This is a genomic window from Nostoc sp. (assembly GCF_036917195.1).
Taxonomy (GTDB): Bacteria; Cyanobacteriota; Cyanobacteriia; order Cyanobacteriales; family Nostocaceae; genus Nostoc.
In genome coordinates this window covers 1-15,766 of the sequence record NZ_JBALDG010000090.1, presented here as the reverse complement: position 1 = coordinate 15,766, position 15,766 = coordinate 1, and the positions used below count along the sequence as shown (strand labels likewise).

At 40.9% G+C, this 15,766-nt stretch carries 14 protein-coding genes; 7 read left to right on the top strand and 7 right to left on the bottom strand.

The genetic code is table 11. The features are described from left to right. Positions 1–101: 101 nt before the first annotated feature. Together V7K40_RS30595 and V7K40_RS30590 are read right to left on the bottom strand one after the other, a co-directional pair. Positions 102–641 (bottom strand): Dps family protein, encoded by a 540-nt coding sequence (locus V7K40_RS30595; protein WP_334966495.1) that lies wholly within the window; start codon positions 639–641, stop codon positions 102–104. 382 nt (positions 642–1,023) lie between these two features. Further along, positions 1,024–1,383: a hypothetical protein gene (locus tag V7K40_RS30590; protein ID WP_334966493.1), complete on the bottom strand. Its 360-nt coding sequence runs from the start codon at positions 1,381–1,383 to the stop codon at positions 1,024–1,026. A gap of 1,058 nt (positions 1,384–2,441) precedes the next feature. On the opposite strand from V7K40_RS30590, the gene V7K40_RS30585 reads away from it, so the two are divergent. Further along, positions 2,442–2,948, top strand: a complete 507-nt coding sequence (locus V7K40_RS30585; protein WP_334966491.1) for a GNAT family N-acetyltransferase — start codon at positions 2,442–2,444, stop codon at positions 2,946–2,948. 370 nt (positions 2,949–3,318) lie between these two features. Here V7K40_RS30585 and V7K40_RS30580 read toward each other — a convergent pair whose 3' ends face one another. Next, positions 3,319–4,413 (bottom strand): glutamate--cysteine ligase, encoded by a 1,095-nt coding sequence (locus V7K40_RS30580; protein WP_334966489.1) that lies wholly within the window; start codon positions 4,411–4,413, stop codon positions 3,319–3,321. Between the two features lie 547 nt (positions 4,414–4,960). Between V7K40_RS30580 and V7K40_RS30575 the strand changes: the two genes are divergently transcribed. Together V7K40_RS30575 and obgE are read left to right on the top strand one after the other, a co-directional pair. Then, positions 4,961–5,638: a Mo-dependent nitrogenase C-terminal domain-containing protein gene (locus V7K40_RS30575; RefSeq protein WP_334966487.1), complete on the top strand. Its 678-nt coding sequence runs from the start codon at positions 4,961–4,963 to the stop codon at positions 5,636–5,638. A 73-nt stretch (positions 5,639–5,711) separates the two neighbouring features. Further along, positions 5,712–6,740, top strand: a complete 1,029-nt coding sequence (obgE, locus tag V7K40_RS30570) for a GTPase ObgE (protein WP_334966485.1) — start codon at positions 5,712–5,714, stop codon at positions 6,738–6,740. A 134-nt stretch (positions 6,741–6,874) separates the two neighbouring features. Here the strand turns inward: obgE and V7K40_RS30565 are convergent, their stop codons facing one another. Further along, positions 6,875–9,457, bottom strand: a complete 2,583-nt coding sequence (locus V7K40_RS30565) for a PAS domain S-box protein (RefSeq protein ID WP_334966483.1) — start codon at positions 9,455–9,457, stop codon at positions 6,875–6,877. 411 nt (positions 9,458–9,868) lie between these two features. Here V7K40_RS30565 and V7K40_RS30560 point away from each other — a divergent pair, with 411 nt between their 5' ends. The 3 genes from V7K40_RS30560 (at position 9,869) to V7K40_RS30550 (ending at position 11,720) form a co-directional block, all read left to right on the top strand. Continuing rightward, on the top strand, positions 9,869–10,474 hold the full coding sequence (locus V7K40_RS30560; RefSeq protein ID WP_334966481.1) for a VWA domain-containing protein: 606 nt from the start codon (positions 9,869–9,871) through the stop codon (positions 10,472–10,474). Between the two features lie 218 nt (positions 10,475–10,692). Beyond that, positions 10,693–11,298, top strand: a complete 606-nt coding sequence (locus tag V7K40_RS30555; RefSeq protein ID WP_334966479.1) for a VWA domain-containing protein — start codon at positions 10,693–10,695, stop codon at positions 11,296–11,298. A gap of 26 nt (positions 11,299–11,324) precedes the next feature. Beyond that, positions 11,325–11,720: a hypothetical protein gene (locus V7K40_RS30550; protein ID WP_334966477.1), complete on the top strand. Its 396-nt coding sequence runs from the start codon at positions 11,325–11,327 to the stop codon at positions 11,718–11,720. A 5-nt stretch (positions 11,721–11,725) separates the two neighbouring features. Here V7K40_RS30550 and V7K40_RS30545 read toward each other — a convergent pair whose 3' ends face one another. Beyond that, the gene (locus V7K40_RS30545; RefSeq protein WP_334966475.1) at positions 11,726–12,073 is read right to left on the bottom strand and encodes a helix-turn-helix domain-containing protein; all 348 of its coding nucleotides are present in this window, start codon (positions 12,071–12,073) and stop codon (positions 11,726–11,728) included. A gap of 652 nt (positions 12,074–12,725) precedes the next feature. Next, positions 12,726–13,469 carry a ferritin-like domain-containing protein gene (locus tag V7K40_RS30540; protein ID WP_334966473.1) on the bottom strand — a complete coding sequence of 248 codons (744 nt, stop codon included), beginning with the start codon at positions 13,467–13,469 and terminating at the stop codon, positions 12,726–12,728. Between the two features lie 399 nt (positions 13,470–13,868). Between V7K40_RS30540 and V7K40_RS30535 the strand changes: the two genes are divergently transcribed. Next, positions 13,869–14,435, top strand: a complete 567-nt coding sequence (locus V7K40_RS30535; protein WP_334966471.1) for a thermonuclease family protein — start codon at positions 13,869–13,871, stop codon at positions 14,433–14,435. A 137-nt stretch (positions 14,436–14,572) separates the two neighbouring features. Here the strand turns inward: V7K40_RS30535 and V7K40_RS30530 are convergent, their stop codons facing one another. Further along, positions 14,573–15,454, bottom strand: coding sequence for a sugar ABC transporter permease (locus V7K40_RS30530; protein WP_334966469.1), 882 nt, complete (start codon positions 15,452–15,454; stop codon positions 14,573–14,575). Between the last annotated feature and the right edge of the window lie 312 nt (positions 15,455–15,766).

Sequence of the window (15,766 nt, the reverse complement as noted above, 5' to 3'; positions counted from 1 at the left end):
TAGATGCAGCCAGATTAACCCTTTCACACCAATTAAGGGAGGAATCATTCCTCCCTTAACTGGTTTCACAGACAGCCATCCTCAAGTGATGACGTTATGAGCTACACACCAACAGGAGTCTTAGCCCCTGCTGCTGGCTGTCTACCATCTGCGTCTAGTGCTTCGCCTTCAATAAATGAACGCAGCATCCAAGCTATTTCCTCATGCTGTTCTAACAGTCCAGTTAGAAAGTCAGCAGTTCCCTGATCGTGGAACTTTTCACCAGACTGATCCACATGATCCCTTAAATTCCGAATAACCTGCTCGTGATCTTCCACTAAATTAGCTACCATCCCTGTTGCTGTGGGAACACTACCAGCATGTTCCTTGAGGGAAGCAATCTTGAGAAATCCTTCCAATGAGCCAACCGGATAACCGCCCAAAGCACGAACCCGCTCTGCCACTGCATCAATATTTAGAGTTAGCTTTTGGTAGTGTTCTTCCCAAAGCTGATGCAAAGAGCGGAACTGAGGACCGACGACATCCCAGTGGTACTTTTTGGTTTTCACCAGTAGTAGATAGGCATCTGCCAAATCTTGATTCAACAGATTAATTACACCTTGACGCTGTTCTTCTGTCAAACCAATGTTTATCGCACGCATTGTTTTCCATCCCTAAGCAAACTTATTTATTAATCTACCAAATTTCCGAGATAATCCACATCAACCAAAGGAAATATTAGGATTTGAAATTAATTATCACATCCATAATTATACTTATGTCTAAATGGGTAGTATAAAGCTAATATTTTAGTAATTAGCGAACTTTCATAAAAATATTAAATATAATAAATAATTATAAATTAACACATCTATAATCCAAACTATCTAAATGTACTTTTCCCAAAAAAAAATGCTCAAGCTGAACATAAGTTTTATAGTTAATTAAAGTTGCCAGCTTTAGATCACTAATTAGTAATGGGTCACTGTTTTTATGCAATCACCCATTACTACCAAAAAATTACCAAAAAAAGTATTAAATCTGTTACTTACCTGTAATCTTATCCAAGAAATTCTTTACATTTGTTTCCGCTGTGGTTGCACTCTGGGAATTTTCCGGACGCTTTTGTTTGTCAATATCAGCTTTTCCCTGAACCTCATTTAGTCCTCCATTATTGGAGTTTTGTTGAGTCTCTTCTAATCCAGCTGGTGGTTTTTTAGCGGCTTCGTCAGTTTTGCGCTGAATGTCAAGCAATTGTGTAGTAGCTTCGGTCGGGTCACTTTGGTAACTATCGATCGCAAAAGCAGGAAAAGCACTAGATAACAATAGTAAGGCGCAAGTAAAAGCCACAACGAGAAAACGTACTGGACTTAAGAGAGATAAAACAGAAGCAATAATCTTCATTTGAAATCCTCGATAACAGCTTTAAAAACGCAGAACTTTTACTGAAAGAGCGGAAGCTCATTACCTTCTTTGGCAAATTTGAGCAATAATAAAACTAGCAAGCTACGCTTCAATCTTGAAGTTCTTTAAAAACGAACCTGACGAAGGAACTGTCTTTGTATTTATGCGTCGAATTAATAAGGGATAATAAACAAATACCACCTTAATTCTTTAGCAAAATCATTACATTTTACATTGACATTCTTCTCTGAAGGCTCCTTATTTTTACTTTTACTTTGAAAAGGCTAACGCCTGCATCAATCTCTAGAATGAAATTTCCTATATCTTTAGTTACAATAGAATCAGTCTCTAGGTATATCGACTTAATCTAGTTTTGGCAGGTGAATGGCTCTACTATTTATGTTCAGTCAGCTTGACTTTATGCAATCAGTAGAAAAGGGAGCATCCCAAATGTGCGAAAACCTTGATAGCTCTCATCTCCTAACCCCAAATCCCAAACATAAGAGAGGGGCTGGGAATGAGGGAAAAGAGTTAAGCATAATTGGGATGCTCCCGTAGAAAAGAACATCCCAATTTTGCCAGAACATGTTTGTAATTGCGAATGACAGCGTAGTGTTCGCGTAGCGTTTCGTAGTATATGGCGATTGCTTCACTACACTAGGTTGCGATCGCAATCACAATTCCTTGGGTTTGATATAAATTACACATTTGGGATGCTTCCCAGTAGAAAGACTTTTGCAGGATCTTGGGTTTACTGCTTATTAATGTGAATATTTTAACAGATTAAATCCGGTAAATCGCTAACTTTACCGGATTTTTGGCAAAATATCGATAAAAAGTACTTATGTTACACAAATTTACACAGCCAATTTAGGGATTTATGGCAACCCGTGTGTTATTCAAAGAAGGACGTGCTATTGGTGCGGTGAGATTTAATGTCAGAAACAGAGATTATATTATCATTCAAGCTAAAGCAGTCATCCTGTGTACAGGTTCTTGGGCTATACCAATGTCAAACAATCATTCACTTTTCATAAAAAATTGATTTAGTGAAAAATATGCAAATTGATACATTTACTACCCACCGCCTGTTTGCTGAACGTCTGAGATTTAAACATTTGAATGAACTTCATCGGATGCATCAAGACGCGCAAGTTATGGCAACTTTAGGCGGTGTTCGTTCTGATGAAGAAACACGGCTTTTTATTCTAAATAACTTGAATCATTGGCAGCGTTATGGATTCGGATTATGGGTATTTCGAGACAAAATTAATAATCAGTTTGTTGGTCGTGCAGGACTTCGGAATACTGATGTAGAAGGTAATAATGAAGTAGAATTAGCTTACGCTCTAATAGCTAAATTCTGGGCAAAGGGGTTAGCGACAGAAATGGGTGAGGAAATATTGAAAATTGGTTTTGAACTACTGAAGTTGCCAGAGATAGTTTGCTTTACTCTCACGACTAACCAAGCGTCACAAAGAGTTATGGAAAAGTTGGGGTTTCAATACGAGCGTGAGATTATCCACGCAAGTTTACCCCATTTGTTTTACCGCTTAACAGTTTAAGTACAAAAGAATGGATTAATTTTATGGCTTTAATCAATCAAAGAATAGATGTTCCTGTTCTCGTTCATGAATCGAAATGTTTAGAAAGCACAAACTGTATTGAAGTTTGTTCTTTGGATGGTTGGCAAAAAATCCATAAACAGGCAAAGCCTACATGAGATATGATGAGTGTTGGTTTTGTCTACCTTGTGAAAAATCAGGAAAATTATCAAGCAATTTCAGCATTATAAATAGCTTTAAGTAATGAACATTGGCAAGTGAGTAAATCAGCAGCACAAGCTTTGCTTGACGCAACTTTTACCAATTGCAGACAACCTGAATAACTTTTCAAACATCCTCTAAGAGTCCCCATTCCCAATTTCCTCTAAAGTTAATAAGTCTGCCTTATTACCTCTTCTATTGAACTTACGTGATGGAACATTTTTATTAATTCATGGGATCTTGTTTTTCGCTTCGCCAGCAGCACTTTTAACGGCCTTAAATAATGAACATCTGGATCATCTCCCAAGGCGACTTCGGCTGCTTGTAAGACTTTTGTCGCATTTCCAAAAATATCCTCGTTGTCAAACGCTTCTTTTGCAGAAAGTTGATGTAACGCTGCATCGGGTACAGTTGCTCTACCCAGCAAAGTTTTATCTAATACCAAACCTTTCAATAATGTCAGCAAAGCTGCATAGATTAAAAAATCATCACAACTATCACAAGCCTTAAATTCGATGCGTCCCACTTCAGCTGGAATGCGGGCGATTTTTGTCAATGAAGGTATGCTATTAATCAGTTGTTCCTGTTTTTCAATAAAAACTAGAGCTGCTGGTCTTTTTCCGGTTCTGATAAACGTTCGTACCGATAACCCATCCCATAAACCTCCGTTATAAAAAGGGGAACTATAACTAAAAGGGACGATATAAGGACTGTAATAAGTTAACTTTTTGCCAATATCAATCACACCTTCAGTAGACAAATCTGCCACTGAAATATTTAAATCTGGACCGTATGTCACCATGTGAATATTAGCAGTTTGTTCGTCAGGATAAGCCTCTAGCTGTTTGATTTCATAATCGTTTAATGGGGGTTGAGGCTCAAAAACCAGATTGTAGGGATTAAAACTGACCAAAACAGGTGAGAAACCAAAGTTAGCAGCAACTTCATGTAGCAAGTCAAAACTTTCTGATAATTCAGTAATAGCGCCTTGAATATCAGAATGTATAGTTGTTCTAATTTCGATACCTTTAGCATGACAGTCTATCACCTTGTCGGAATCTGCAAATCTTTCAAATCCCTCAATGTACCATCTCTTTATCTTAATACCAGCATCGCCGATGCGTAGTTGAGGATAGTCGCTGGGGTATGTAGGTAGCCTTTCAATAATTTGATTGAAATCAGCAAATTCTGTGTGGGAAAAATCAGCAAACTTTCCTTCTTTGTTAAGGAAAGCAACTTCATGCTCAATGCCAAATAAAAACATTATAAATCTACCTTAATTACAATGATTTGGACTCACTTAAATTGGGTTTCCATATTTAAAATGGCGAGGGCTGCTAAAACGTTTTTACCCAACAGGATTTTAAATCCAAAATCTAAAATTTGTTCAACCTAATCTAATTAGTGCTAATTGATATAAAGAAGAGAATATATACGACTATTTAGCAATAGTGACTTTACTCCTATCAGCATAAAATTAGGGATTATATATGGTGCGATGGCGTCTGCTTCATTGTATCCAGAGGAGAATTAGTCACAATTCTTGTATAATACCGATAATCACTTTAATTTGATTCATAAATTTAATTATAAAAATTCTCAAGATTACTCTCAGACGGATTTTACCTTAAGATGGATTGTTGCGATTTGGAAATTTCTCTGGTTTACGCCTTTATACACAAGGCGTTTGCTCTTGGCATTGGTGGTGCGATCGCACTTTCTTGATTTTTCTCTGCTGTCCCTACCATCTTTATAGTCACTGGGTAGGCTAGCTTAGTAGTGACTGAGGTAAAGCTACCAGACGTGAGTTTATGACAAGTACCGTTCGATCCCCCTACAGCAGCGAACAGATTGCCGCTTGGTTGCGTGGACTGCTCACCATTGCTTGGGCAGATGGTAATTTTGATCCTCAAGAACAGGAATTAATTGCCAGCATCACCAAAGATGAATTAGCTCTTGGGATTAAATGGGACTCACTAGAGATAATTACGCCAGAGGAATTAGCCCCAGTGTTGGGTAAAGGTACACCAGCAGCGGAAAATTTCTTAAGGACAGCGATAATGGTAGCGATCGCAGATGGTACTTATTCTCCCAGCGAAGATCAGGTTTTGCAACAGTTCTGCCAATCCTTAGAACAGCCAGAGAATTTACTTGAAGCCCTTCGCCACACTCTAGAACAGCCACTGCAAATCACTTCCACTATCCCCAGCCCTAGACTTACAAAGCGTCAAATTAATGCATTACATCCCCTGCGCGACTGGCTTGATCGGCTAGATATCCAAGACCCAAGAGTAGCCCGCTTTTTGTGTAAAATGATTCCCTCTCAGTGTCCCTTTGAGCGGGATGTCACCCTATTTGGACGTAAGATTGTCCACATCCCACCGATGTGTAAAGTTAACCCGTTATATGAGCAACTGGTGGGCTTACGTTTCCGCGCCCTCTCCTATCTGGCAGATAAATGTGGTGAAGATGTTTCACCATATATTTAGTTAGAGTAAGAAGTGAGAAGTTATAATTTTAACTCCTAATTGTTAACTCCTCACTTCTCACTATTATTTAAGTATGCAATTTATCGACCAAGCAGAAATTGAAGTTGAAGCTGGTAAAGGCGGCGATGGTATAGTCGCTTTCCGGCGTGAGAAGTACGTGCCGACTGGTGGCCCCTCTGGTGGTAATGGGGGACGAGGCGGTTCGGTATTTTTCGTTGCCGATGAAAACCTGCAAACCTTGCTAGACTTCAGATACAACCATCGCTTTCAGGCAGAAAAAGGGACTCGTGGTGGCCCAAATAACTGCACTGGAGCAGCAGGAAAAGATTTGATCATCGAAGTTCCCTGTGGTACAACCATTTATGATGCTGAAACTAGCGAATTGCTGGGGGATTTAACTGAGCCTAAGCAGACTTTGCGGATTGCCCAAGGTGGTAAAGGCGGCTTGGGAAATCAGCATTTCTTGAGTAACCGTAACCGCGCCCCAGAATACGCCCTCCCAGGATTACCAGGGGAAATAAAGCAGCTGCGTCTGGAGTTAAAACTTTTGGCTGAAGTGGGGATTATTGGCTTACCAAATGCTGGTAAATCCACTTTAATTTCATCTTTATCAGCTGCACGTCCAAAAATCGCAGACTACCCCTTCACTACCCTCATCCCAAATTTGGGTGTAGTGCAAAAACCTACTGGCGATGGTACTGTTTTCGCCGACATTCCCGGACTAATTGAGGGAGCAGCTCAAGGAGCAGGGCTGGGACATGATTTCTTGCGCCATATTGAGCGCACGCGGGTATTACTTCACTTAATTGATGCTACTAGTGATGATGTGGTTCGAGACTTTAACACAATTAAGCAAGAATTACAAGCCTATGGACGGGGTTTAGCAGAACGCCCGCAAATTTTGGCGCTGAACAAAATTGATGCAGTTGATCGGGAAACTGTCGATTTGGAGACGTTAGCTACCCAACTTAATCATCTCTCCTACGCCCCAGTTTTTGTGATTTCAGCAGTTACTCGCACCGGGTTAGAGCCGATGTTACAGGAAATCTGGGGAATTCTCGACCAAATGAAGGTTCCTGAAGAAGTGGAGGTATTTAGATAACTACTAATTCATAATTCATAATGACGAGGAGAGAGTAATTCGTAATTACTACTTCCAGAAAGGAAGTGGTGTTGGTAGCGGAAATACTTTGTTTTTTACTCACGGTATGGTAAGAAAGCTCTTAAAATTACGAATTATGTTGACGTATTCTGAATCCGGGGAATCTTAATCACAAACTCAGCGCCTTGTCCTGGCTGCGAAATACATTTTAAGGAACCGCCATGTCTTTCTGTAATGATCTGGTAGCTAATGGCAAGTCCCATCCCCATGCCTTTACCAACGGTCTTGGTAGTAAAGAAGGGGTCAAATAGTTGTTTCTTAACATCTTCTGGTATTCCCAATCCATTGTCGGTAATCCTAATTGTTACCTGATTTGGCTCCAGTAGTTGGGTGCAAATGCGAATTATCGGAATTAGGGATTGGGAATTGGGCATTGGACATTGGTTATTTCCCCCTACTCCCCTGCCCCCCACTCTCTCTTCTAAAGCATCGATCGCATTTGTCAAAATATTCATGAATACTTGGTTTAGCTGCCCAGCGTAACATTGAACCAGCGGTAGTTTGCCGTATTCTTTGATTATTTCAATTGTCGGACGTTGGTTATTACCCTTGAGGCGGCTTTGCAAAATCATCAGAGTACTGTCGATTCCCTCATGGATATCAACAGCTTTCATTTCGGCTTCATCTAAGCGCGAAAAAGTTCGCAGGGAAAGCACAATCTCTCGAATGCGGTCTGCCCCAACTTTCATCGAGCTGATTATTTGTGGCAAATCTGATTTCAAAAAGTCCAGTTCAATTAGTTCTGCAAAATCCTCAATTTCTGGCACAGGTTGCGGATAATGACTTTGGTAGAGTTGCAATAGTGAAAGTAAATCTTGGGTGTATTCCTTGGCAGGGTTGAGGTTGCCATAGATAAAATTGACCGGGTTGTTGATTTCGTGTGCCACTCCTGCGACTAGTTGACCTAAGCTGGACATCTTTTCACTTTGAATTAAGTGAGTCTGGGTGTGTTGAAGTTGGCGGAATGCTTTCTTGAGGTCTTGAGCTTGTTGTCGTAATTGCGCTTCCGACTTTAGCAGGGCTTCCTTGGCTTGTCTACGTTCTGTGATGTCCCTAATAACAGCTACCCGACAGAAAGGCTCTCCTGTTTCAGGATGTTTAACCAGAAACAGGCTGCAATCAGTGGGAATTTCTATGCCCGTTTGAAAATGCCTATAGCGAAACTCCCCTTGCCAGAAACCATGTTGAAATATCAAAGGAGTAATCTGTTGCTGAAACTCTGCAAAAGCTTCTGGTGAATAACAATCAACCAAGGATTTGGTTTTGGCTGCTTCCAGGCTACTAAGTCCCACCATCTTCAGTCCGGCAGGGTTCATATAGAGAATTTGCCCTTCCATTGAAGCAATGCCAATAAAGTCGCTGCTGTTTTCAATCAACGCTACAAATTTTTGCTGTTCCTCTTCTGCTCGTTTGCGTTCTGTGATGTCTAACACCATTGAGGCAACGCCAATCACTTGGCCATCAGTAGTCACTAACGGGTTGTTATACCACTCACAGACTATTGTCCTGCCATCTTTAGTGACGTTATCGTTGACACTAAAACTCCCTCCTCGTTGTGTTAACAGGGCAGTGAGAATCTCATTTACGTGCTTCTTGGCGTTTTCAGGTACTATGATCTCAAAATAATTCCCCAGGATTTCCTCTGTGGTGTATCCAAAGATTCTTTCTGCTGCCCGATTCCATGTCTCAACCTGAAAGTTGGTATTCCATTCAATAATTGCTAAAGGTGTTTGTTCAATCAGCAATGCCAGTCTTTGCTGTGAAGCCCTAAGTTCTGCCTCTGCTTGCTTGTATTCGGTAATGTCGCGAAAATACCAAATTCTACCGTAATAGTCTTCTAAAGGTGATGTCTCACCACAAGCTCCTTGGTGTTTACGCACGGGTGCAGAATAGCGGTCAAAAATCTTTCCAAACTTCAGGAAAATTTCATCACGGCTGCTTTCCTCTGGATGCTGGTAAAGATACTCCACCTTAGCCAAAAATTCGTCTGGATTGAGTAGTTGGTCTACTACCCATCCCAGGAGTTGGCGATCGTCGCCTGTCTCGAGCAGTGCCGCAGGAATTTGCCATAACTTGGAGAATTTCTGATTGAATGATGCAACTTTACGATTTTCATCAATAATCAGAATTCCGTCGATGGAAGCTTCTTGTTGAGCTTGCAGCACAGCATTAGTGCGATGTAGGTCTGATGCTTGCTGGGGATCGCGCAGTGTGCCAGTCACACCCAGAACTTTTCCGGCTTCATTCTGTAAAATTATGTCTCGAATACTACCCACCAGAAATTTATTACCAGTCTCATCCTCAAAGCAAGACTTTTTTGTAGAGATGAGATGGGTTATACCCTGAGCATCGGTAAAAAGATCCTGGTTCTCATTAGTAATATTTGTGGTGAAAACCAGTTCATCTTGTTGCCGGAACACATCAGCTTCTGCTTGAGGAAAAAAATCATAGTCTGACTTGCCAATTAATTCTTCTCGGCTATGACCTACGAAATGACAGTAGGTATCGTTAAGTAATACCCAGCGATGTTGACGGTCTTTGACAAAAATTGGGTCAGATATAGCATTGATCATCTGATGCAGAAATGTCGGCGAAAAGTTTTGCTGCTGTGTGTTTTGTTTTTCTGCCGGGTTATCTAAAAATCTAGGATGGTTCATACCAGAATTTATCTCTAAAATTAAGCAATAAAGAAACCTTTCTCTAGTTTTACTATCTAAAATCGCCCCTCTCTGAGTCGGAGAGGGAAAGACTTGAACGAAAATTCAAGGCAGCGAGAGGTTTGTCGAATTCAGGTTTATTTAGCTCCGTGTGTCAAGATGAGTAGTATTTATTATTCCCACACTAAATATGGATGCAACAAGCAAAGCAATGTCTAACTTTTGGTATTTTCAGGGGATTGGAGGCTGAGGACTAGGAAGATTTTATTCTCTGCGGGAACAAAGACGCATTCATCATCTGTGGCGTGGTTTTTTTTAATAGCAGAATTGATACAAAAGCTTAAAAGCCTTGCTTACTAGTAAAAAAACGGAGTTAGACTAGAATTACAGGGTAACAATCATCGGAATATTATGATGAGCGATCGCGACTATACATTAATCATTGACAAAAGCGGTAGTATGTCCACACCCGATCAAGTGGGTGGTAGAAGCAGATGGGAGATAGCCCAAGAGTCTACTCTGGCTTTGGCAAGAAAGGCCGAACAGTTTGACCCCGATGGGATCACCGTCTACTTATTTTCCGGTAGATTTAAACGCTACGATGATGTCACCTCAGCCAAAGTCGCACAGATATTTCTCGAAAATGACCCTTCTGGGACGACAAATTTAGCAGCTGTACTTCAGGATGCCTTAAATAATTACTTTCAACGTAAAGCTGCCGGTAAAAGCAAGCCAAACGGAGAGACAATTTTAGTCATTACCGATGGTGAACCAGACGATCGCAAAGCTGTGTTTGAAGTCATCATTCATGCTACTCGCCAGATGGAACGTGATGAAGAATTAGGAATTTCGATCATTCAAGTAGGTTCAGATGCCCAAGCAACTAAGTTTCTGAAAGCTTTGGATGACCAGTTGCAAAGTGTCGGCGCTAAATTTGATATTTGCGATACCGTCACTTTAGACGACTTAGAAGAAATGAGCCTTGTAGATGTATTGACGAACGCAATCACTGACTAATATGTTGCTCACCCATAGTCCAATAAGCAATTTTAGATTTTAAATTTTAAATTTTGGATTGAAGAATTCAAAATTTAAACTTGGTTTAAGAGCAACTAGTTTCAACTAGGAAAAAATCCTAAATCCCAAATTACTTTCCCAATACCTAGCTATAGGTTAGCGGTTAATCTAAAATCTCAAATCCAAAATTGATTGACTCTTAACTGGAGAATTGAATAATGCTAGAAAATCGTGACTATACCTTAATTATCGACAAAAGTGGCAGCATGGCAACCCAAGATCAAAAGGGTGGTAGAAGTAGATGGGTTGCAGCACAGGAATCTACTTTAGCTTTAGCAAGTAAGTGTGAGCAATTTGACCCAGATGGCATCACTATCTATGTATTTTCTGGTAAATTTAAACGATACGAAAATGTGACATCAAACATAGTAGCGCAAATTTTTAGAGAAAATGATCCCTCTGGTACAACTGACTTAGCAGGTGTGTTAAAACACGCAACTGATGATTACTTACAACGCAAAACAGCCGGTCAAACAAAGCCAAATGGTGAAACAATTTTAGTGGTTACTGATGGTGAGCCGGACGATCGCAAAGCAGTTATGAAAGTGATTATTGAAGCTTCTCGCCGTATCGATCGAGATGAAGAATTAGCAATTTCCTTCATTCAAGTCGGCACAGATCCACAAGCTACCCGTTTTCTCAAAGTCTTAGACGATGAACTCCAAAGTGCTGGTGCTAAGTTTGATATCTGTGACACAATTACTATGGAAGATATGGAAGATTTGAGTCTGTCGGAAGTGCTGCTAAATGCCATTAATGACTAGCTATACCATTTATAGGAATTACAAAAATGGATTCCATTGATAAGCTGTTAGCTGAACTCCAAACTGAATACAAAGAAGTACAACCTCAACAGCAGCAGTCAAAATCAGCCACAGCCAAATCCTTTATCCCACCATCGCCAAAGTCGGCATCTTTCATAGATAACCTTTTGGCAGAAGTTCAGGCTGATTTTGCCCAGCAGGATGCTGCTATTGAGTTAAAAAGACAGCAAGAATTAGAACAGGAACGAGTTCGACAAGAACAACTCAAAGCCAAACAACTAGAGGCTTTGCAAGTGCAGGCAAAAGAATGGTTAGCTAAAGTAGATCCACTTTCGTCTGAAGGACTTTGGTTTGAAAGGTTTGCTGGAAGTTACTCCTCAAAATTAGAGGCAGCGATTGAATATTTACGTAACGATGAATAAACAATTCAATATTGATGGTGATTTGTTTGAGCTGAATGTTGAATAGCCCATTCATGCATAGCATAGAGAATTGGTTGTAAAGTTTCTCCTAAAGGCGTCAGTGAATATTCCACCTTAGGCGGAATTTGAGGATAAACTTCTCGATGAATAATGCCGTCTTCCTCCATTTCTCTAAGTTGCTGGGTCAGCATCTTTTGCGTAACTCCAGGTAAAGCCCGTTGCAACTCACCAAACCGTTTGACGCCAGTCATTAATTCTCTAATAATCAAAACTTTCCAGCGTCCGCCAATCACCTTTAGGGTAGTTTCTACTTCACAAGTCAGCCTGCGATGGTTTTCTGCTTCAGCTTTCATAGTTTTTTTGTAGGAAGAACCTGACTTAGATTTACTGGGTAGTACCGCTAGTTATCTGATTATTGCTTGTTTTAGGTCTTCCATAACTAGTGGTTGCTGATTTTTCTTAATTCCTTTAAGAATACTTAAGAACCTCAATTACTTCAAAATCCGAATAGGCAATTCAACCTCAGCACGGTGTATACACAAGTCGAATTACCCCCCTTAATCCCCCCGTTTATTAGGGGGAAACAGGAAATCTAGTTCCCTCCCCAATGCATCGGGGAGGGTTAGGGAGGGGTAATAACCGTAGCTTTTACCCAGATAAGTAAACTGTTTCAGACTTGTGTATACACGGTAGCCTTCAAGCAGGAGAGAAACAATTAATATTCGGCATTAATAGAAATGTTCGATATAAAGGCGATCGCGCCAGCTAGGTTACTCTCCTTGTAGGAACCGTTGATCAAGTTTATCGCTCTTAGAGGATGTCTGAGAAGTTTTAGATTATAAGTCCCAAGCTTTAGCAAAATACGCCAAAAAACTAGAAGTTTGGAGCAACTTGGAGCTAAGAAGCTTCAAAAATCTCAGGTTATGCTAATGAATATAGAAACCCCTGGCTAACGAAAGATTGAGCCAGGGGTAGTTGATCATCAGGTACTCAAGATATCTATAATTACGTAGCTACCAACTCAGAATCGATTTCCGATGGCGCACTATCCTGGACTAGTGATCGCGTTTCACCGTTGCGCTGGAGGATACCGCCAACCATTGCCAACATGGCGTTTACCTTGCGGGTTCGCCACATATCTACAAGTTCTTGTACTCTAGTAGCAGACATCCGTCGCATCATCGCTTCGTAGAGATAAGCAGCATGTCCAGTTTCATCTTCGGCAATACTTAGCATTCCTAACTTCAAGTTTCGAGCAGTTGGCTCGTTATCAGGTAATACTTTCGCCATTCGCTTAAAGTCTTTGCTAGCATCTAACTCCAGAATGTATGTGCTAGCCATAAACACATCCCAATCAATCACAGCAGGTTTGAACTGTTCTTGAGGGTAGCCCTCAAAGAATGCTGCGAAAAAGGGACTACGCTGCTGTGATTTTTTTGTGGATGGAGTTTGAGGTTGACGCTTGAAATCTATAACTTGTTTATCCAACTGTTGTAAGGCGTGGGCAAAAATTTTACCATGCCTAGTTTCATCTGATGCATGTTTTGCTAGTTTTTGGGCTAGCCATGTATCGCCTTCAGCAGCTGCGCGATCGCCAAGTGCAGTTAAAAACGGCACAGAGCCAGATTCCGCCAACTGAAACCCCGCAAGAATGTTGGGACGGGTTTTCAAATCACGAATTTGAGCAGCAGAGTAATAGGCAAAGACACCTGAACCAGCTAGATGCAGAATGTGAGTCAAGAAGTTCATCAGGAATTCCCGCTGACAATTGGAAGGTTACAATTCTTATAGTGAACTATAATCTAGGAATTTGCTCCTCTCCTCATCCACCCTTTCTCTACAAACCTATAGGTATTTTGGCGGACATCACTATTTGGAATTGTGAATTTCCTGTAGCAGTATGTCATGAAGAAGGGAGTAGGGAGTAGAGAGTAGAGAGTAGGGAAGACAGCATTGGTCGTGGCTCTGAAACCCCGACCAATGCAATCGTCTTTCATTCGGGGCTTGTATCCCACGCTCTTGTTGGGGCTATTTTTTCCCTACTCCCTACTCCCTACTCCCGCCCCAACGGGGCTTGGTCAATAGTTAACAAATATATCTTTTCATTTTGCTAATATCATCCCACAGAGGTAATGCAGGTAAGTTTGGATGGAGAAATTAACTAAACCAGTGCGATTTTGGCTTTATGCAACTATCATGATTTTGGGTTTGATCGGCTGCGATCGCTTTGTCAGTACTTCTGGAGAACCAGTTGAGCGAGTGAGTGATGGAGATACTATAGTAGTTAAAGATGCTGATGGCAAAAATTTTACCGTGCGCTTTGCCTGTCTAGATGCGCCAGAAATAGCTCATACTAACAAAGAAAAGCAGAGTAAACGCATTAGCGATCGCAATCAATTTACTTGGGGTGTAAAAGCCCAACAACGAGTGCAACAACTGGTGCAACAAGGAGACGATCGCGTGACATTGAATATCACAGATAGCGATCGCTATGGACGCAAAATTGCCGAAGTCAGGTTAAAAAATGGCACTTTTGTACAACAGGTATTGTTGCAAGAAGGGTTAGCAAAAGTGTATCGTCCCTATTTAAACAAGTGTCCTAGTAAAAACTTAGTTCAACAAGCCGAAGTTGAAGCGAAGCAGCAACGGCTTGGCATTTGGAGTGATACTAAATTTGTTAATCCTTGGGAATATCGCAGCCTATATAAGAAGTAAAAATTCATAATTATCTTATGTGAAGGGATTTAAACCGTTCGACTGAGCGCTTACGCCAAAACCCCAACTGGAACTCTAAATATTTGCAGAAGCACTGGTTACAAATCTTGTTTAATTATGAATTAGGTTGATAACCTCTACTCCTCTCCCCAAGTTTGCAGTTGCAAATAAACTAGTACCAGCGTCACTGCTAATAAAACCGTCGCGGCTGCTGCTGCATAACCAAAATCAAACTGACCAAAAGCCTCTTGGTAAATGTAGTAAACTAGCAAATTAGTCGAATTCAGTGGGCCACCGCCAGTCATCACATAAACTTGCTCAAAACTCCGCAATGTAAAAATCGCAGTAGTGATGATTGCAAATATCACAGTCGGGCGCAATCCAGGCAGAGTAACATACCAAAATTGTTGCCAAGCATTTGCTCCATCCAAATCTGCTGCTTCATAACGACTGGGAGGAATTGCTTGCAACCCTGCTAAAAAAACCACCATATTGAAACCTAGTTGTTTCCAAATACTCATTAAAATAAGTATCGGCATAGCCCAAAATGTCTCTCCTAGCCAGGGTATGGCTGGAATGCCAAAAAAATCTAAAAGTCCGTTAACTGGCCCTGATGTTTGAAACAGCCAGCGAAATCCCAAACCTGCTGCCACAAGTGAGATAATTGAAGGTAGAAAATAGGCACTTCGCAGGATGCCCCGCAAGGGAATGGAGCGGTTTAATAGCACTGCCAATCCCAAGGAGATAACTAAACTGGGAATGATCGTAGCAACAGTAAAATAAAAGGTGTTAACCAGAACTTGCCAGAAGTCGGGGTTGACTAGCAAGCGCCAATAGTTTTTTAAGCCTATCCAATAAATACCTTTTAAAGTGAAACTACCAGCGGTGAAACTGAGGTAGAACAAATAGGCGATCGGCCAAATGATAAAAACGCCCAGCAAAATTAGTGCTGGTGTGAGAAAAATCCACGCGGCTACTGTATCATTATCCAACCACGACTTAGTATATTTTTTTTGCATCTATAATTAGCTGTTATGACTCTCCGCCTTGATTCTACCCTTAGCTTGGTTTCTCCCAGTATTAGCGATGTATGCCGACAAGTCGCCTCGGTAATTATGGCTTCTGGGAATGGCAGCAATTTTGATGCAATACTGCGTAGGTTTTGTCTAAAAAATAAAAATGTGTCGCACCTCTGTACTTGATTGCGGTGCGACAAAGTTTGAAGTACTCCAACATGACTTTGGAGTACCTCAACACGACTTTGGAGTACCTCAACACGACTTTGGAGTACCTCAACACGACTTTGGAGTACCTCAACACGACTTTGGAGT